Annotated in this window: 19 protein-coding genes and 1 pseudogene; 11 read left to right on the top strand and 9 right to left on the bottom strand. The window is 64.7% G+C overall.

Annotated elements, in window-relative coordinates:
• Nucleotides 1-47: 47 nt before the first annotated feature.
• Both QUV21_RS12020 and QUV21_RS12015 read left to right on the top strand, forming a co-directional pair.
• Nucleotides 48-1,205 (top strand): GNAT family N-acetyltransferase, encoded by a 1,158-nt coding sequence (locus tag QUV21_RS12020; protein WP_300855194.1) that lies wholly within the window; start codon nucleotides 48-50, stop codon nucleotides 1,203-1,205.
• Nucleotides 1,206-1,226: 21 nt separating this feature from the next.
• Nucleotides 1,227-1,592, top strand: coding sequence for a 4a-hydroxytetrahydrobiopterin dehydratase (locus QUV21_RS12015; protein ID WP_300855193.1), 366 nt, complete (start codon nucleotides 1,227-1,229; stop codon nucleotides 1,590-1,592).
• 75 nt (nucleotides 1,593-1,667) lie between these two features.
• Here the strand turns inward: QUV21_RS12015 and QUV21_RS12010 are convergent, their stop codons facing one another.
• Nucleotides 1,668-2,153 (bottom strand): peroxiredoxin, encoded by a 486-nt coding sequence (locus QUV21_RS12010; RefSeq protein ID WP_300855192.1) that lies wholly within the window; start codon nucleotides 2,151-2,153, stop codon nucleotides 1,668-1,670.
• 87 nt (nucleotides 2,154-2,240) lie between these two features.
• Between QUV21_RS12010 and QUV21_RS12005 the strand changes: the two genes are divergently transcribed.
• From QUV21_RS12005 to QUV21_RS11985, 5 genes are all read left to right on the top strand, one after another.
• On the top strand, nucleotides 2,241-3,443 hold the full coding sequence (locus QUV21_RS12005) for an FAD-dependent oxidoreductase (protein ID WP_300855191.1): 1,203 nt from the start codon (nucleotides 2,241-2,243) through the stop codon (nucleotides 3,441-3,443).
• Nucleotides 3,440-4,003 carry a 16S rRNA (guanine(966)-N(2))-methyltransferase RsmD gene (gene rsmD, locus QUV21_RS12000; RefSeq protein ID WP_300855190.1) on the top strand — a complete coding sequence of 188 codons (564 nt, stop codon included), beginning with the start codon at nucleotides 3,440-3,442 and terminating at the stop codon, nucleotides 4,001-4,003. The genes QUV21_RS12005 and rsmD overlap by 4 nt, the downstream gene beginning before the upstream one ends.
• Nucleotides 4,004-4,070: 67 nt before the next feature.
• Nucleotides 4,071-4,727, top strand: coding sequence for an HAD family phosphatase (locus tag QUV21_RS11995; RefSeq protein WP_300855189.1), 657 nt, complete (start codon nucleotides 4,071-4,073; stop codon nucleotides 4,725-4,727).
• 69 nt (nucleotides 4,728-4,796) lie between these two features.
• Entirely contained in the window at nucleotides 4,797-6,821 is a 2,025-nt protein-coding gene (locus QUV21_RS11990) for an NADPH-dependent 2,4-dienoyl-CoA reductase (protein ID WP_300855188.1), read from the top strand.
• A gap of 459 nt (nucleotides 6,822-7,280) precedes the next feature.
• Nucleotides 7,281-8,186, top strand: a complete 906-nt coding sequence (locus QUV21_RS11985) for a LysR family transcriptional regulator (RefSeq protein WP_300855187.1) — start codon at nucleotides 7,281-7,283, stop codon at nucleotides 8,184-8,186.
• A gap of 31 nt (nucleotides 8,187-8,217) precedes the next feature.
• On the opposite strand, the gene QUV21_RS11980 is transcribed toward QUV21_RS11985, so the two are convergent.
• From QUV21_RS11980 to QUV21_RS11970, 3 genes are read right to left on the bottom strand one after another with little or no spacing between them, the layout of a single operon-like run.
• On the bottom strand, nucleotides 8,218-9,171 hold the full coding sequence (locus QUV21_RS11980; RefSeq protein ID WP_300855186.1) for an OmpA family protein: 954 nt from the start codon (nucleotides 9,169-9,171) through the stop codon (nucleotides 8,218-8,220).
• 21 nt (nucleotides 9,172-9,192) lie between these two features.
• Nucleotides 9,193-9,888, bottom strand: coding sequence for a GNAT family N-acetyltransferase (locus QUV21_RS11975; RefSeq protein WP_300855185.1), 696 nt, complete (start codon nucleotides 9,886-9,888; stop codon nucleotides 9,193-9,195).
• Complete coding sequence (locus QUV21_RS11970; protein WP_300855184.1) at nucleotides 9,885-10,604, bottom strand: molybdopterin-binding protein; 720 nt, start codon at nucleotides 10,602-10,604, stop codon at nucleotides 9,885-9,887. Before QUV21_RS11970 ends, QUV21_RS11975 begins: the two co-directional genes overlap by 4 nt.
• A 119-nt stretch (nucleotides 10,605-10,723) precedes the next feature.
• Between QUV21_RS11970 and map the strand changes: the two genes are divergently transcribed.
• On the top strand, nucleotides 10,724-11,533 hold the full coding sequence (map, locus tag QUV21_RS11965) for a type I methionyl aminopeptidase (protein ID WP_300855183.1): 810 nt from the start codon (nucleotides 10,724-10,726) through the stop codon (nucleotides 11,531-11,533).
• A 26-nt stretch (nucleotides 11,534-11,559) separates the two neighbouring features.
• Here the strand turns inward: map and QUV21_RS11960 are convergent, their stop codons facing one another.
• The 5 genes and pseudogenes from QUV21_RS11960 to QUV21_RS17810 all read right to left on the bottom strand — a co-directional run.
• The gene (locus tag QUV21_RS11960) at nucleotides 11,560-11,940 is read right to left on the bottom strand and encodes a hypothetical protein (RefSeq protein ID WP_300855180.1); all 381 of its coding nucleotides are present in this window, start codon (nucleotides 11,938-11,940) and stop codon (nucleotides 11,560-11,562) included.
• A gap of 8 nt (nucleotides 11,941-11,948) precedes the next feature.
• A complete protein-coding gene (locus QUV21_RS11955; RefSeq protein ID WP_300855179.1) occupies nucleotides 11,949-12,722 on the bottom strand; it encodes a DUF6478 family protein in 774 nt (257 codons plus the stop codon).
• Between the two features lie 9 nt (nucleotides 12,723-12,731).
• A complete protein-coding gene (ilvD, locus tag QUV21_RS11950) occupies nucleotides 12,732-14,465 on the bottom strand; it encodes a dihydroxy-acid dehydratase (protein ID WP_300855178.1) in 1,734 nt (577 codons plus the stop codon).
• Nucleotides 14,466-14,549: 84 nt separating this feature from the next.
• Nucleotides 14,550-15,362 carry a hypothetical protein gene (locus tag QUV21_RS11945; protein ID WP_300855177.1) on the bottom strand — a complete coding sequence of 271 codons (813 nt, stop codon included), beginning with the start codon at nucleotides 15,360-15,362 and terminating at the stop codon, nucleotides 14,550-14,552.
• Between the two features lie 15 nt (nucleotides 15,363-15,377).
• A pseudogene (locus QUV21_RS17810) lies at nucleotides 15,378-15,473 on the bottom strand (zinc-ribbon domain-containing protein); the annotation flags it as partial.
• 187 nt (nucleotides 15,474-15,660) lie between these two features.
• Here QUV21_RS17810 and QUV21_RS11940 point away from each other — a divergent pair.
• From QUV21_RS11940 to QUV21_RS11930, 3 genes are read left to right on the top strand one after another with little or no spacing between them, the layout of a single operon-like run.
• Nucleotides 15,661-16,332 (top strand): ATP-binding cassette domain-containing protein, encoded by a 672-nt coding sequence (locus QUV21_RS11940; protein WP_300855176.1) that lies wholly within the window; start codon nucleotides 15,661-15,663, stop codon nucleotides 16,330-16,332.
• Nucleotides 16,329-17,225, top strand: a complete 897-nt coding sequence (locus tag QUV21_RS11935; protein WP_300855175.1) for a cell division protein FtsX — start codon at nucleotides 16,329-16,331, stop codon at nucleotides 17,223-17,225. The genes QUV21_RS11940 and QUV21_RS11935 overlap by 4 nt, the downstream gene beginning before the upstream one ends.
• Complete coding sequence (locus QUV21_RS11930) at nucleotides 17,222-17,947, top strand: lysophospholipid acyltransferase family protein (RefSeq protein ID WP_300855174.1); 726 nt, start codon at nucleotides 17,222-17,224, stop codon at nucleotides 17,945-17,947. Before QUV21_RS11935 ends, QUV21_RS11930 begins: the two co-directional genes overlap by 4 nt.
• Nucleotides 17,948-18,007 lie beyond the last annotated feature (60 nt).

The following is an 18,007-nucleotide window of genomic DNA, read 5'->3' as shown; positions in this document are numbered from 1 at the left end:
GGGTTCGGGGGGGCAAAACCCCCGAACCCCCGCAATGGGAACCCGCAATGGCCGATCTGATCCTGCACGACAGCCTTGCCGAGATCGCCGCCACCGATTGGGACGCGGTCGCTGCCCCCGAACAGGCAACCGGACGGCCCATTGACCCTTTCACCACCCACCGTTTCCTGCTCGCGCTGGAGGCGTCAGGGTCAACCGGACCGGGAACCGGCTGGCAGGCGCGACCGCTGGCCCTGCATGATGCCGGGTGCCTGCTGGCCGCCACGCCGCTTTATGTGAAATCCCACAGTCAGGGCGAATACATCTTCGACCACGGCTGGGCCGATGCACTGGAACGGGCGGGCGGGCGCTATTATCCGAAGCTGCAAATCGCGGTGCCGTTTACCCCAGCCACCGGTCGCCGCTTTCTTGGCCCACCCGAATACCGCGAAACGCTGCTGCGCGCCGCAATCGGTGTTGCGGCCCAAAACCAGTTGTCCTCGCTGCACGCCACGTTCTGCACCGCGGATGAGGCCAAGGCGCTGACCGGCATTGACGACACGCTGCACCGCATCACACAGCAGTTTCACTGGCTGAACCGGGGTTACGCCACCTTCGACGACTTCCTGTCAGACCTGTCAAGCCGCAAGCGCAAGATGATCCGCAAGGAACGTGACACCGCGCAATCGGGCGGCCTGACGATCCTGCCTCTGACCGGCGACGCGATCCAGCCGCAGCATTGGGATGCCTTCTGGCGATTCTACCAGGATACCGGCGCGCGGAAATGGGGAACCCCTTACCTGACGCGCCGCGCGTTCGAGCTGTTGCATGAGACGATGCGGAACGACATGCTTCTTGTCCTTGCCTTCGATGGCGCGCGCCCGGTTGCGGGCGCACTTAATTTCATCGGCCGCGATACCCTGTTTGGCCGCTATTGGGGCGCGGTTGAAGATCATCCCTGCCTGCATTTCGAACTGTGCTACTATCAGGCCATCGATTGGGCCATCGCCCACGGGCTTGGCCGGGTCGAGGCCGGGGCGCAGGGCGAACACAAGCTGGCGCGCGGCTATCTGCCGGTGGAAACACATTCGCTGCACTGGATCGCCGACCCCGGTTTTCGCAAGGCCGTCGCGCGCTATCTTGAGGCAGAGCGGCAAGCCGTGGGGCAAGAGATCGAAGTTCTGACCAGCTACGGCCCCTTCCGCCGGTCCGAAGGACGGGAATAGACCCAATCAATGGAGGCTACGATGGCAGACCTGATGTCAACCGAAGACCGCAAGATCCATTTGCCGCCGCTTGCCGAAACCGGCTGGGCCGCAGTGCCGGGCAAGGACGCCATTCGCAAGATCTGGAAGTTCCGCAGCTTTTCGGAAGCCTGGGGTTTCATGTCCCGCGCGGCGCTGGCGGCGGAAAAGCTGAACCATCACCCGGAATGGCGCAATGTCTACAACGTGGTGGACGTGACGCTGACCACGCATGACTGCAACGGCCTCAGCCGCCTCGACATCGACCTTGCCCGCGCGATGGACAGGTTCGCCCCCGAGGCTGGGATCCAGCGCGACCATGGCGAGCCTGTCACCTGCCTTTGCGAAGCCCGGTCGCGACTGGCCTGAACAGACTGGCCTGAACAGTCGCCGGACCGGCAGGATACCCTGCCCCCCCTTTGCCAAGGGGGCAGGATGCCAGCGCTAGAGCTGCGCCAGAAGTTCCTCGCCGACCGAGATCTTGCATTGCGCGGGTTCGTCGATGTTCGCCACCGTCACGATGCCGTCCTCCAGCACCAGCGCATAGCGGTTGGACCGGCCGTATAGCCCGATCTGCGGCGCGGTGAAGTCCATGCCCAGCGCCTTGGTGAAGGATCCGTCGGCATCGCCCATCAGCGCGATGCCGGCCTTGGTGGCCCCCGTGGCTTCGCCCCACGCCTTCAGTGTGAAGGGATCGTTGACGGCGATGCAGATGATCTCGTCCACCCCCTTGGCGCGGATGGCATCGGCGGTGCGCACGAAAGACGGCATGTGGATGGTCGAGCAAGGCCCGGTGAAAGCACCCGGCAGCGCGAAAACCACCACCTTGCGACCTTTCAGCTTGTCAGCAAGGCTTACGACTTCCGGACCATCGGCCCCCATGGTCACGAGGTTCGCCTCTGGCAGTCTTGTTCCGGTGGTGATCGTCATTTTCCCTGTCCCTTTCTGTCGGTGCATTGCACCCTGCGCCCCTTGGGTTATAGGGTCCGCCGCAGAACTTGCCAGAGGAGGAATGGGATGCGTGTGGTGATTGTCGGAGCCGGACAGGCCGGGGCCGCATTGGCAGCAAAACTCCGCGCATCGGGGCATGACGGCGAGATCGTGATGCTGGGCGACGAACCCGCACCACCCTACCAGCGCCCGCCCCTTTCAAAGGCCTATCTTCTGGGCGAGATGGAGGAAGAACGCCTCTGGCTGCGCGCCCCGGAGTTCTGGGCGGACCACGCGATAGACCTGCGGCTGGGCCAACCGGTGACGGGCCTTGACCCAGTTGCCAGAACCGTGGCCGTCGGTGGCGAGGCGCTGGCCTATGACGCCTTGGCGCTGGCCACCGGATCAACCCCCCGTCGCCTGCCTGCCGCCCTCGGCGGTGCCTTGGAGGGTGTCTTTACCGTCCGCACGCTGGCCGATGTTGATGCCATGCGTGCCGAATTTCAGCCCGGCCGCCGGGTCATCATCGTCGGTGGCGGCTATATCGGGCTGGAAGCGGCGGCGGTGGCCTCAAAGCTGGGGCTTTCGGTCACGGTTCTGGAAATGGCGCCACGCATCCTGCAACGGGTCGCATCGCCCGAAACCTCGAACTATGTCCGCGCGCTGCATCAGGCGCATGGTGTGACCGTGCTGGAAGCGACGGGCCTTGACCGGCTGGTCGGGGACAGCCGCGTCACCGGGGCGCTGTTGCAGGACGGGCGCGAATTGCCCGCCGATTTCGTCATCGTCGGGGTCGGGATCACCCCGAATACGCAACTGGCCGAAGCTGCCGGGCTGACCATCGACAACGGCATCGCAACGGATGCCCTGGGCCGGACTTCGGATCCGGCGATCTGGGCGGCGGGAGATTGCGCCTCGTTCCCGTGGCGGGGTGGGCGGCTGCGGCTGGAATCGGTCGGCAACGCCATCGATCAGGCTGAAGCGGTCGCAGCGAACATGCTGGGTGCGGGTCAACCCTATGAGGCAAAGCCGTGGTTCTGGTCAGACCAGTTCGACCTGAAACTTCAGATTGCCGGGCTGAACACCGGCTATGACCGGATCATCACTCGTCCCGGCGAGGGCGAGGCAGTCAGCTTCTGGTATTATCAGGGCGATACGCTGCTGGCCGTGGACGCGATGAACGACGCCCGCGCCTATATGGTCGGCAAGCGACTGATCGAGATGGGCAAAAGCCCGGCGCCGGATGTCATTGCCTCGGCGCCGGACCTGAAGGCCCTGCTCAAGGCATGAGGATCATCGGCGGCACCCGTCGCGGCCTGAAACTGGCCGATGTGGGTGATGGTGACATGGCTGCACATCTGCGCCCCACCTCGGACCGGGTGCGCGAGGCGATCTTCAACCTTCTGGTCAACGGCACGCAAGGCAACCTTGTGACAGGCGCCCGGGTGCTGGACCTGTTCGCAGGCACCGGCGCACTGGGGCTGGAGGCACTCAGCCGGGGCGCGGCAGAGGCGGTCTTTGTCGATGACGGGGCCAAGGCACTGGTGCTTTTGCGCGCGAACATCGCCAAGATGCGGGCCGAAGGCGAAACCCGGATCCTGCGGCAAGACGCGACCCGCCTGCCGCCAAACCCCGGCGCGCCCTTCACGCTGGTCTTTCTTGACCCGCCCTATGGCAAGGCCTTGGGCGAAGCTGCCCTTGCCCAAGCCGCAAAAGGCGGCTGGCTTGCCCCCGGGGCGATGATCGTCTGGGAGGAAAGCACCCCGCTCTTGCCACCAGCCGGCTTTGACCAGCGCGACCAGCGCCGCTATGGCGATACCGTCGTCACCCTGTTGCGAGGCCCGGAATGAATGACCGCCCGATGACGGACCTGCCGCCGCCCCCGCCCATTGCACTGGATGCTGTCTGGAATCAGGCATGACCCGCCCCGCCGCCGTTCTGTTTGATTGCGATGGCGTGATCATCGACAGCGAAGGCCCGACCTGCGCACTTTTGCTGGATGATCTTGCCGCGCATGGCCTGCCCCTGACGCTGCATCAGTTGGAAACCGACTATATCGGCGGCACGATCGAAACGGTAGCCGCCCGCGCCCGCGCCGCCGGGGCGACCTTGCCGGATGGCTGGGTGGCGGACTTCTACCTGCGGATGAACGCAATGCTGGCGCGGGAGGCTCCGCTGATTCCGGGTATCCTCGGGGTTCTGGGTGCGCTTGATGCTGCGGGTGTTCCCTATGCCGTTGCTTCGAACGGGCCGCCACAGAAGATGCAGATCACCCTTGGCCAGCACGGTCTGATCCCGCGCTTTCGGGCCGTCCTGTCCGGGCAAGCGATTGGAAGACCGAAGCCCGCGCCGGATGTCTATCTTGCCGCAGCCATTGCCTGTGGCGCGGCCCCTGCTGATTGCGTGGTGATCGAAGACAGCCCGGCAGGCGCACGCGCGGCGCTGGCGGCGGGCATCCGTTGCCTTGGCTACGCGCCCCTTGGGCCAGATACGCCCCCGGCACGAGGCTTGCTGGCGCTGGGAATTCCGCTGTTTCCGGTTATGACGGACCTGCCCGCCCTTTTGCACCTGTGAATGACGCCGCGTTGCGGGTGACTCACACCATTGGCCAGTCCATGCTGCTGCAGGCAAGGGAGACCGTCCATGTCCAGCTATCCGCACCTGCTTGACCCGATCACGCTTGGCACTGTCCGCTTGCGCAATCGCAGTCTGATGGGGTCGATGCATACCGGGCTGGAGGAAACCGGCGACTGGGGCCGCGTCGCCGCCTTCTACGCCGCGCGCGCGCGTGGAGGTGCCGGTCTGATCGTGACCGGCGGCATGGCCCCCAACGCCGAGGGCGGGGTTTTCCCCGGTGCCGCCGGCCTGTTTTCAGCCACCGATATCGCCAACCATCGCCGTGTGACCGATGCCGTCCATGCCGAAGGCGGCCATATCGCCATGCAGATCCTGCATGCGGGCCGCTATGCCTATGGCAAGGATTGCGTCGCACCCTCGGCGGTGAAATCCCCGATCTCACCCTTTGCCCCGCGCGAACTGGACGCGGCGGGGATCGAAAAGCAGATCACGGACATCGCTGCCGCCGCCGCCCGTGCCATCGAGGCGGGCTATGACGGGGTCGAGGTGATGGGGTCGGAAGGCTATTTCCTGAACCAGTTTCTTGTCACCCACACCAACCGTCGTACCGACCGCTGGGGCGGGCCTTACGAAAACCGCATGCGTCTGCCGGTTGAGGTGGTGGCCCGCGTCCGCGCCGCCATCGGGCCGGGGGCGGTGCTGATCTACCGCATCTCGCTGATCGACCTTGTGCCGGACGGGTCAAGCTGGGACGAGGTGATCCAACTGGCCAAGGCCATCGAAGCCGCCGGGGCCTCGGTCCTGAACACCGGCATCGGCTGGCACGAGGCGCGGGTGCCGACCATTGCCACCTCTGTCCCTCGCGCGGCCTTTGCCGATCTGACCGCACGGCTTCGTCCCGAGGTGGGCATCCCGGTCATCACCTCGAACCGGATCAACACGCCCGAGCTGGCCGAAGACCTGTTGGCGCGCGGGGTGGCCGACATGGTGTCAATGGCAAGGCCGTGGCTGGCCGATGAGGCGTTCATCGCCAAGGCGGCGGCGGGCCGGTCGGCGGAAATCGCGCCCTGCATCGCCTGCAATCAGGCCTGTCTGGACCATACCTTTTCCGGCAAGCTGACCTCATGCCTTGTGAACCCGCGCGCCTGCCATGAAACGGAATTGACCTATGCCCCAGCACCACAGCCCAAGCGCGTGGCGGTGGTGGGGGCTGGTCCCGCAGGCATGATGGCGGCCATCGTCGCGGCGGAACGAGGCCATGCCGTCACCCTGTTTGACAGAGCGAATAGCGTGGGCGGGCAGCTCAATCTGGCCAGGCAGGTGCCGGGCAAGGAAGAGTTTCACGGACTGGTGGACTGGTTCGCCGCCGCGCTCGGGCAGGCCGGGGTCACCCTTCGGCTTGGCGCTGAGGCCACGCCCGATGATCTTTCGGGCTTTGACGAGGTGATCCTTGCCACCGGCGTCACCCCGCGCGATCCGGGGATTCCAACTGAACCCGGGGCGAGTGTGTTCAGTTACATTGACGTGCTGCGGGGGGCGGAGGTCGGGCCGCGCGTGGCCATTGTGGGGGCGGGTGGCATCGGGTTCGACGTGGCCGAAACGCTGGTGCATGCCGGTGTCAGCCCCACGCTTGATCCTGCGATCTGGCGCGCCGAATGGGGGGTTTCGCTGCCATGGCAGGCGCGCGGCGGCCTTGCACCCGACGGCCCGGCGCCACTGCCCCCGGCCCGCGAGGTGCATCTGTTGCAGCGCAAGGCAGAAAGGCCGGGGCGGGGTCTTGGCAAGACAACCGGCTGGATCCACCGGGCAAGTCTGGCGATGAAACGCGTGCGGATGCAGGGCGGAGTCAATTACGAACGGATCACGGCCGATGGCCTGATGATCAGCCATGGCCCCAACCACGAGCGGCCCGAGTTGCTTGCGGTTGATGCCGTGGTGCTTTGCGCCGGGCAGATCCCGGACAGGGGGCTGTCCGAGGCGCTGAAACATCGCGGTATCCCCCACCATCTGATCGGTGGGGCGGATGTGGCAGCCGAACTTGACGCCAAGCGCGCAATTGATCAGGGCGCGCGTCTGGCGGCAAGGCTGTGATTGCCGGGCATCCGTCACCCCTGACGGGCGCAACAGTCAGGCCGTAGCCGATCGCGGCCTCATCCTTGGAACCGCTATCCTTGCAACAATGCCAAGGATGCGGTCGCCGATCAGATCCGTCCTGACGGCCTGAGGCCCAGCCAAAGGCAAGCCATACTGGCTGATGGGGGGTCATTCCGGGCAACAACCGCAACCTGCCGTGATCCCGATGCCAAGGCGCACAAGATCTGGTACCAGCCCGCCATTTTACGCCTTCACTGTCTGCATAGTCCCTTTTTCGAACGTCGTTCAGCCCCCTACCGGCAATGGATTGTCGCGTTTCAGCGGACACGGCCGTTTCTCTGCCATGAACGATCCCTGACAATACCCCGGATAGGTCGCGCGTTTGCCGCCATCCTGCCTGATTTCCCGGCGACACCTGAATGTCATAAGGCGTGTGATGCCACAACGAGGGCAACAATGGATCGACTCACCGAAATGGAGGCTTTCGCCACTGTCGTGGATCAAGGCGGCTTCACCGACGCGGCCAAGAAGATGGGAATCTCCAAGTCGGCGGTGTCAAAGCACGTCTCGGCGCTGGAGGCCCGGCTGGGCGCGCGGCTCTTGAACCGCACCACCCGACGTGTCAGCCCGACAGAAATCGGCCTTGCCTATTATGACCGCGCCCGCCGTGTTCTGAACGACGCGGGCGAGGCAGATGCGCTGGTCACCTCGATGCAGTCCGCGCCTTCGGGGTTGTTGCGTGTATCGGTTGCCACTGATTTCGGGGTCAACCTTCTGTCACCGATCCTTGGGGACTTCCTGCTCGAATATCCCGACATCACAGTCAACATGGTCCTGAACAACCGCTATGTGGAACTGATCAGCGAAGGCTTCGACATGGCCATCCGCGTCGGCGATCTGGAAGACAGCAGTCTTCGCGCCCGCAAGCTGACCGAGACGACCAAGCGGATGATCGGTGCGCCGGCCTATTTCCAGAAATTCGGGAGGCCGCAGAAGATCGACGATCTGAACGACCACAAGCTTCTGCACTATTCCAATCAGGCCAATGGCAATGTCTGGAAGATTACCGCCCCGTCAGGCGAAAAGCGGCAGGTGCGGTCGGTTGGCTGGCTTACCGTGAATGACGGGCAATCCTTGCTGAACGCCGCGATTTCTGGCCTTGGTATCGCCTACCTGCCCAGCTTCCTTTACGCTGACGCAATGCGGCAAGGGTTGGTGGAGGAAGCGATTCCCGGTCTGCCGTTGGAAACGCTGGGCATTTACGCAGTCTATCCGCCGGGCCGCTTCACCCAACCCAAGGTCCGCGCCTTCATCGACTTTCTGGCCAAGCGCTACACCGAAAAAGGCCCCGAAAACTGGTAGGCCTTCAGGCCGCGTCCCCCTCAGCGGCCTGCTAGCGGGTCGAGGTCACTATGACCTCGACCCGTCGATTTTTCTGTCGGCCGTCTTCGGTCTGATTGGTGGCGCGGGGGGCCAGAAAGCCCACGCCTTCGGCTGAAATGCGCGCGCGGTCGACACCGTGGATCTCGATCAGCGCTTGCGCGACAGCCGTGGCCCGGCGTTCCGACAGCGCGATGTTGGCCGCCAGGCTTCCCGAAGCATCGGTGTGGCCGACCAGCGCGATGGTTGCGTTCGGGTTGGCCTTGAGCCAGCCCGCCACAGCAGCAAGCGAAGCATAGTCCCCATCCGCCAAGGCCGCTGCACCGCTGGCGAAGACCAGATCCTCCAGCACCGCGCTGCCGCGTTCATCAAGGGCAATTCCGATGTTGGCATCGCCGACAGGCCTCGCATCAAACCCGCCCGAAAGCGCAGGGTCGTCAAGACTGACAACAGCTTGCACCGGCACCTCGGCAATGGGCGCGGCAGTCACCCGGGTAATCTGGACAAATGCGGAATAGATCGAGCGGCTGACGAGAATCGACACCGCCTCGCCGTCCTTTTCGGCCGACAGAAAGCGGTAGTCGCCAATGTCGACGTGCATCTCCGGTTCGGGAATCACCTCGGTTGCGAACCGGAAGTCAAACCCGCCACAAGCCCGGGTCTCGCATTCGAACAGGATGGTATAGCCCGCCGCCACCACCTGATCCCGCAGGGGGGCCATCACCGCAAGGGTCGTCTTTCCCGGAGCTTCAAGCTGAAAGGCCCGCTGGTCCAATGCGCCCTCGACCTGCCGCGCTGGCACGCCGATTCCGTCGAACGGGGCCAGTGGCAGCGCATAGCTTCCCGGCAGGGCGCTGCGCCGTTCTTCAGCGATGACCTTGGCCGGCAGATCAAGCGTCAGGGCATGGGCGGGCAGGGCCAGAAAGGCCCAGATCAGGGATAACGCCAGTGTGTTCGTGTGCCGCACTGCCCGGGCCGCTTTCCGCGATCATTTCATTCGGTAATGATACTGTCCCACAACTTGCATCCCAAGGCGAGCGTAGAGCGCGCGGGCAGCCATGTTCCGCGCGGTTACCACCAGCGACAGCCGATCGGCCCCTGCGGCAGCCGCCCAGTTGGCAGCGGCGCGCAACAGAACCTCGCCCACGCCCTGACGGCGAAAGGCTGGACGCACCTCCAGCGCATGCAGCATCGCGTCGGAACCATGGCAGGCGGCAAAGGCAACCCCGGCAGGGCGGTCACCCATACGGGCCAGAAGTGCAGTCTTCGCGCCCGTCACCCGGTCCATCACCCGAAGGCGCGCCGAGCCGATTCCAGCGTCATCCCAGATCGTGCGGGCAATCTGCAACGGCGGCCAGTGCGGGAAGGCCGCAAGGGGCGGCAGATCGGCCATCAGCGCCGCAACCGGGGCGGCATAGGCGACAACCGGGTCGACAATCAGCCAGCCCCGCGCCGCAAGCGCCGCATCAAGGCGTTGATCTTCGGCACCAACCATGACCAGTGGCTGGGCCATCCCGGCCTCAAGCGCTGCAAGATCGGCATCGGTCCAGTCGCCCGCGACACTTGCCGCAGACACCCGTTTTCCACCGCCCGCCCCGTCGCGCAGCGCAAAGGGTCCGTCGCGCCAAAGGCGTGCGGGGGGCCATGTCGCCTCCATCACGGTGGCAAGCTGGTCGGGGGTCATCCGAAAAGCCGGGTCAGACGGACCATCGCCTCGTCCACCCGCGCCGGATCGGTGCCGCGGATCACCAGATTGGTGCCATGCGCGCCGTTTTGCAGGAACGGGTAAGACCCCATCGACAGATCAGGATATTCGGCCGCCAGCGCCCCAAATGGGCCGGCGATCTCACCCTCGCCCCTTGCGACGCGCAGGGACTGGCTCAGGAGCGGCGGCCCTCCGGTCAGCTTCGGCAACACGCTGGCGACCATGGCCTGAAAGATGTTCGGCACCCCCGCCATGACATGCACATTCCCCAGCGTGAAGCCGGGGGCAATGGACACCGGATTGTCGATCAGCGTGGCGCCTTCGGGGATGCGCGCCATGCGCTGCCGAGCTTCGTTGAAAGGCAGGCCCGCGCGGTCGTAATGGGCTTGCAGCAGCGCCATCGCATCGGCGCGCTGGCCGATCTTTGCCCGCAGCGCCGCAGCCACGGCATCGGCGGTGATGTCATCATGCGTCGGCCCGATGCCGCCGCTGGTGAAGACATGGGTAAAGGCGGGTGACAGCGCCCGCAGTGCGGCGACAATCTCGTCATGCACATCGGCCACGACCCGCACTTCGCGCAGCGAAATGCCGATCCGGGTCAGTTCCTGCGCCAGGTGGTGCATGTTCGAATCACGGGTCCGGCCCGACAGGATTTCATCGCCGATCACCAGCATGGCCGCGGTTGGATTGGTCATGGCATCTGCACTCCCTGCTTCACATCTGCGGGTATAGCCCTGCGGCCCAGGCTTTCAAACCCCGCGCCTCTGGCCAATCCCGCACGAGATGCCTAAATAGGGCCGGAAGGAGACCCGCATTGGACGAGTTGCGCGCAAGGATCACAAAGGACGGCATCCGCATCTACGAGGACGCGGATTTCGCGGGCATGCGTGCCGCAGGTCGCGTCGCCGCTGAAATTCTTGACTCGGTGGCCCCGCTGGTGGTCCCCGGCACGACAACCGCCGCAATCGACGATTTCATCACCGATGAGATCAAGCGGCGCGGTGTCACCTCGGCCACGATTGGCTACAAGGGTTATCGGCACGCCTCGTGCATTTCGGTCAACCATGTGGTCTGCCACGGGATTCCGGGACCAAAGCTGCTGGCTGACGGCGACATCCTGAATGTCGATGTGACGGTGATCGTCGATGGCTGGTTTGGCGACACCAGCCGGATGTATGTGGCCGGCGCGTTGCCGCGCAAGGCCGCACGGCTGATCGAGGTTACCCACGAAGGCCTGATGCGGGGCATTGCGGCGGTAAAGCCGGGCAACACCTTTGGCGACATCGGTCATGCGATCCAGTCTTATGTCGAAGCCCAGCGCATGTCGGTGGTGCGCGATTTCTGCGGCCACGGGCTTGGGCGTGTTTTCCATGCCCCGCCGAACGTGCTGCATTATGGTCGTCCGGGGTCCGGTCCGGTGCTGGAGGAGGGCATGTTCTTCACCATCGAGCCGATGGTGAACCTTGGACGCCCGGAGACGAAGGTGCTGGCCGACGACTGGACAGCCGTGACCCGCGACAAGTCGCTTTCGGCACAGTTTGAACATTCGGTCGGTGTCACCGCGACGGGATGCGAGATTTTCACATCGTCACCGGCAGGCAGGTTTCACCCGACCTGGGGGTGACCAATCTTGGACGGGCAGGGCAGACCCTAGCGCAGTTTTTCGGCGCAATGGCGCTGAAAGGCCCGTTTGAGCAGGTCAAGTTCGGCGCGCAGCAGGCTGATCTCAGCACGCAGGTCTTCTTCCAGCGGAACGCCGGAAATCACGGTGAATTGTCCCAGAAACTTGCCGCCGACATGCAGCAGCACGGTCTGCACCCCTTCGCACAGGACCGAAGCCGGGATCGGCACGCGCACGGCAAAGCTGCCCGGTTTGCCGGCAATGGCCACCAGTTCGACCCCATCCAAGGCCCGGTCCTGATGCCGGGCTTCAAGCGCGGGGGCATTCCCCTCGGCCCCTGCAAGCAAACCCTCCCAGACGCCCCCGGCGATGCGGGTCTGGATCAGGGTGACGCCAGTCTGATCAGTCATCTTGGCCCTCAGATTTCAGCACGCGGACGGCGGCTTACCGCAAGGTCGCGCAAGGTAATGCGGGTCATCGCAGCGTCATTCAGGATCAGGTCAAGCCACGCCCGTTCGACCCGCGCCTCATCGATCCCGGCATAGGCGAGGTCGAATTCCACCAGTTTTTCGCGCCCGTCCGGGGCAAGTGCGCTGACCATCTGTTCGATGTTCGGCCCATGCTTGATGTTCAGCCGGACAAACCCCCGGACTGGCCGATCACAATCGATCAGCGCATCCACACGGATCAGATGCCGGGCCTTTAGGCCAGACACCGCCGCTTCGGGCAGCGAGACCGCAAGTGACAGAAAGGATCCACGGAAGCCGAATACATCCAGCGTCAGGCCGAAGGGCGCGCGGTCGGGTTCGGCCGTATTGCGGATCTGGCGCAGAACCACCTCGCCCAAGGGGCAATCATGATAGGCCGCCAGATCATTGCTGATCGCCGTGCGCGCATCCTTGGCCACGGCACCGGGCGTCGGGATCGGGCCGCGCCAGACGTCGGGTCGCCATGCCCAATCGGTCCCCAACGGCGCACGCGGCAAGCCAGCGCCCGGGGCGGAAACCGCAAGGCGGTGGTCGGCGACATGCAGCACCCGATCAATCTGCCGCCGCATCGCCCAAGCCTCTGCCCGCAAGGCGCGGAGGGCGAAAGGGTCCATTGCCCCGGAGGTATCGGCAACCCTTGACCAGTGGTCCTGCACCTTGCGCAGGCGCCACTGGTCCAGAATCTGCGAAAGGCGCCGGGCCATGGCCTTGGCTTACTGGTCCATGTAGACGTGGCTTTCGGCCTTCGCCCCCGGATGCGTCACCGCCCCCCAGCGCGCGCCGCCCACCAGTTTGGCAAATTTATGAACGGCACCAGAGGTATAGGCCGTCTTGCGCGGGCCTTTCCAATCGGCGCGCCGCTTGGCCATTTCCTCATCCGACACGTTCACCGAAAGCTCTCCGGTGATGGCGTTCAGGGTGATGATGTCGCCGTTCTGCAAAAGGGCAATCGGACCGCCATGCGCGGCCTCCGGGCCAACGTGGCCAACGCAGAAGCCACGGGTCGCGCCAGAGAAACGACCGTCGGTGATCAGGGCCACCTTCTTGCCCATGCCCTGACCCGACAGTGCCGCCGTGGTCGAAAGCATTTCGCGCATCCCCGGGCCACCGGCCGGGCCTTCATTGCGGATGACGATCACCTCGCCTTCCTTGTATTCGCGCTTCTTGACGGCTTCGAACGCCTCTTCCTCACATTCAAAGACGCGGGCCGGGCCAGAAAAGACCTGCTCTTCCGGCGTCATCCCGGCAACCTTCACGATCGCCCCATCCGGTGCCACGTTGCCCTTGAGCGCAACGACGCCCCCGGTTTTAGTGATGGGCGAGTTGATGTGATAGATCACCCTGCCATCGGCATCGCCCTGGATTTCCTCCAGCGACTCGCCCAGCGTCTTGCCGCTGGCGGTCATGCAATCAAGGTGCAAAAGCCCCTCTTTCGCCAGTTCCTTCATCACCACGGCCACACCGCCAACCTCGTAAAGGTCTTTGGCCACATATTTCCCGCCCGGGCGAAGGTCGACGAAATAGGGCGTGTCCTTCATGATCGCGGCCACGTCAAAAAGGTCGAAATCGATGCCCGCCTCATGCGCGATGGCGGGCAGATGCAGCGCGGCGTTGGTGCTGCCACCGGTGCAACCCACCACGCGGGCGGCGTTTTCCAGCGACTTGCGGGTCACGACATCACGCGCGCGGATATTCTTTTCGATCAGGGTCATGACCGACACGCCCGACGCCTCGCCATACTGGTCGCGGCTTTCATAGGGCGCGGGGGCGCCAGAGGAATTCAGCAGCGCAAGGCCGATGGCTTCGGACACGCAGGCCATGGTGTTGGCGGTATACTGCGCCCCGCAGGCACCCGAGGACGGACAGGCAACCCGTTCCATGATGTCAAGTTCCGCTTCCGACATGTTGCCGGCCTGAACCTTGCCGACGGCTTCGAACATGTCCTGAACGGTGATGTCCTGCCCCTTGTAGCGGCCCGGCAGGATTGATCCGCCATAGATGAAGACCGAAGGCACGTTGAGGCGAACCATCGCCATCATCATCCCCGGAAGGGATTTGTCGCAGCCCGCCAGACCGACCAGCGCGTCATAGCAGTGGCCGCGCATCGTCAGTTCCACCGTATCGGCAATCGCATCGCGCGAGGCCAGCGACGACCGCATGCCTTCATGTCCCATTGCGATGCCATCGGTCACGGTGATGGTGGTGAACTCACGCGGGGTGCCGCCACCCTTCTTGACGCCGTGCTTGACGATCTGCGCCTGACGGTTCAGCGCGATGTTGCAAGGCGCTGCTTCGTTCCAGCAGGTCGCGACGCCAACCCAGGGCTGGTGGATCTCTTCTTCCGTGATCCCCATCGCGTAGAAATAGCTGCGGTGCGGCGCGCGCGCCGGCCCTTCGGTCACGTGACGGCTGGGAAGCTTGGACTTGTCGAAACGCTGGTTGGTCATGGCGGCTCCTCGCGGGCGATGGCTTGGCCAGCAGGGATAAAGGCCTGCCAGCCGAGGAGCAAGCCGATTTGGTCAGTCCAGAGCCTACTCGCCGTTGATTGCGATGGTGGCGGACCGCATCAATCCGTCCAGGTTCAGCCGCAGACCATCAACCGCACCAACATAGGCCGCCAAGGGCTTGGCAAGCGAGGGGACTGCGGCAGAAAGCCGAGGCGCCCCGATATAGACAGCCGCACCAAGGATCGCGAGAGCCATGACCAGCAGAAAGCCGCTGCGAAAGCCGCTGCGCCCGTCCTGTTCCGCAGCCAGAGCTGCGCTTGCCGCTTCGTCCGTGGCAACCTCTGACGGGCGCAAGGTCGAGTTGATCTCTTCGACATCCGGCAACAGATCGCGCCGGGCGGCCGGCTTTGCGCCGACATCTGTATCGGTGCCAGACATGGCACCTGCAATCGGCGGCGCGCCCGGCATGGCTGAATCAATCCCGAGCCCGGGTTGGGTTTCCAGCGGGATCGCCTCGACCCTCCGCGCGATCGCCTCGCGCTCTGCCTCTTCGCGCAGGATTGCAAGAACGCCATCATCGACCGCATAGGCGGCAGGCTTCCTTGCCCCGGCTTCATCTTCGGCGGGCGCGCCAGCATTGGCGGCAGGCGCGGTTTCAGGCTCTGGCTCTGACCGGATTTCCGCTTCGACAGGTGATGTCCGGGGCAGATCCTCATCCTCGGACGATTCTTCCGTCGAAACCGCTTCCGGCTGCGCTGGTTCGGTCTTTGGTGCGTCGCCCTCAGGCTTGGCGTCCAAGGACGCGACGGCTTGCGGCAACGGGTCTGCAACCGGGTCTGGCGTTGGTTGGGTGACAGCGGCAACCGCCTCCGCAGCCGCAGCAGGCCTTGCGCGCATCTGGAACCACGCATGTCCGCAATTCGCGCATTGAACGTCCCGGCCAGTATCCGGGATCGCGTCGTCAGGCACTTCGTACTTGGCCTCACATTTCGGGCAAACCAACCGCATTCTTGTCCCTCAAAGCCTGTTTCCGGCTCCCCTCGTCGCTTTGTAAACCCTAATTCCTGTTGTTCCAAGGGTTTGTCGCGCACTCTTGTGCAATCGTTTCCCCCTGTGCGATGGAAAGCGCAGTCGGGTGGCGTCTCTGCACGGCGTGAAGCATCAATTGAACCGGAACCCGGGTGGAGGGCCTGTCGTGATCGCCTTCGAGAATGCGGCCTACAGCTACAGCGGGGGGGAACTTCTGTCCGACGTTTCGTTGCGGCTGGCACCGGGGTCGTTCCACTTTCTGACCGGGCCTTCCGGGTCTGGCAAATCGACATTCCTCAAGCTGGCCTATGCCGAGCTATTGCCCACCACGGGCCGCGTCACCTTGTTTGACCGCGATGTCACCAGCCTGTCGCGCGATGACGTGGCCCGCACCCGGCGGCGGATCGGGATCGTGCATCAGGACTGCAAGTTCCTTGATCACTTGTCGCTGGCCGCCAACATGGCCCTGCCTTTCACCGTATCAGAACGGGAAAGCGCCCCTCAGGATCTGGACGATCTGCTGGATTGGGTCGGGCTAAGCCATCTGTCCAGCGCCCTGCCGCCCCAGCTTTCGGGTGGGGAGCGTCAGCGGGCGGCGCTGGCACGGGCGGTGATCGTGGACCCTGACGTGATCCTTGCCGACGAACCCACCGGCAATGTCGATTGGGAAATGTCGTTGCGCATCCTGACCTTGCTGGTCGAGTTGAACCGCATGGGCAAGACGATCCTTATGGCCACGCATGACCTGAACCTGATCCGTCAGGCCAAGGCGCAGCTTCAGGCCCGGGTCTTGCGGATTTCCAATCACCGCATCCAGCTTGCGGGGGCCGATCTGTGAGGCCGCCCGCCGCGAAACCTGCCAGCCCCGCGACCCGCGCGCTTCAGGTGGTGCCGCCCTCTGGCCCGACAGTCTGGCTGACCAGCTTCACGGCGGGGGCGATGGCTTTCCTGTGCGTCTTTGCGCTGGCGCTGTCGCTTGCCTCGGGCCGTCTGGCCGACCGCTGGTCCGAAGCCTTGGCCCGCACCGCCACGATCCGGCTGTCCGCCCCACCTGAACAGGTGCAGCTTCAGACCGACGCTATCCTTGCGCTCTTGGCCACCACCCCCGGCATTGCCAGCTTCCGCGCCATCGACGACGCCGAAACCCGCGCCCTGTTGGAGCCCTGGTTCGGCCCCGGTCTGCCGATCGAGGCGCTGCCGATCCCGCGCCTGTTCGAAGTGGTCGAGGCCGATCCGGGCTATGACGCCGAGGGCCTGCGCCAGCGCCTTGCCGCAGAAGCCCCCGGCGCACTTCTGGACGATCACACCCGCTGGCGCCGCCCCCTGGCCGAGGCAGCGGGCCGGATCCGGCTTCTTGGCGTCCTGTCCATTGCATTGATCGGCGCGGCAATGGCCGCGATGATCACGCTGGCCGCCCGCGCGGCGCTGGCCGCCAATGCCGAGGTGATCCGCGTGCTGCGCCTTGTCGGGGCGAAAGACAGCTACATTGCCCGCGCCTTTGTCCGCCGCTTCACGCTGCGCACCCTTGTCGGGGCCACGCTGGGCGCGGCTGCGGGTGTTGCCGGTGTTGCCGCCCTGCCTGCCGCCGATGCTGCGGGCGGGTTCCTGACCGGGCTTGGCTTTACCGGGACCGGCTGGCTTTGGCCGCTGGTCCTGCCACCCATCGCCGCGCTGGTTGCCTTCCTTGCCACCCGCCGCGCCGCATTTGCCAAACTGAAGGAACTGACATGACCGCAATCCGCTGGGTTCTGTCGCTGATCTTCGTGGTCCAGATGTATCTGGCCATGGCCGTGATCGCGCTGGCCTTCGCGCCATGGGCGCTGTTCTCACGCCATGGCGCCCGAACCGCCTGCAAGACCTATTGCGTCTGGGTAATCTTCACCCTGCGCATCCTCTGCGGCCTCAAGTGCGAGGTGCGCGGCACCCCCCCGACGTCAGAAGCCGTGATCGCCGCCAAACACCAGAGTTTTCTTGACATCATCCTGATCTTCAATGCCGTGCCAGCAGGCAAATTCGTGATGAAACGCGAGCTGCTATACGCACCCTTCCTTGGCCAATACGCGCTGATGCTGGGCTGCGTGCCGGTGAACCGGGGCAAACGCGGGGCGGCGATTGCCAAGATGAAGGCCGATGTGGCGCGCGGCACGGCTGAACCGGGGCAACTGATCATCTACCCCCAAGGCACCCGCGTCGCACCGGGCGTCCGAAAGCCCTACAAGGTTGGCACGGGCCTGCTTTACGAACAACTCGCCCAGCCCTGCCATCCGGTGGCCACGAATGTCGGGGTCTTCTGGCCCAAGCGCGGCATCCTGCGCAAACCCGGGCTGGCCGTGGTCGAATTCCTGCCCCCCATCGAACCGGGCCTGCCGATCCCGGAATTCATGGCGCGGCTGGAATCCGATGTCGAAACCCGGTCGAACCAACTGATGGCCGAAGCCGGGTTCAAGGCCTGACGGCCCCAAAGCCGCAAGGACCAGACCCCGCCGCCCACGGCATCCCTAAAATTTTCCCAA

The organism is Tabrizicola sp., from assembly GCF_030373185.1.
In the GTDB taxonomy this organism is placed as follows: domain Bacteria; phylum Pseudomonadota; class Alphaproteobacteria; order Rhodobacterales; family Rhodobacteraceae; genus Tabrizicola.
The sequence above is the reverse complement of the archived record's forward strand: the minus strand, read 5'-3'. Positions and strand labels throughout refer to the sequence as shown.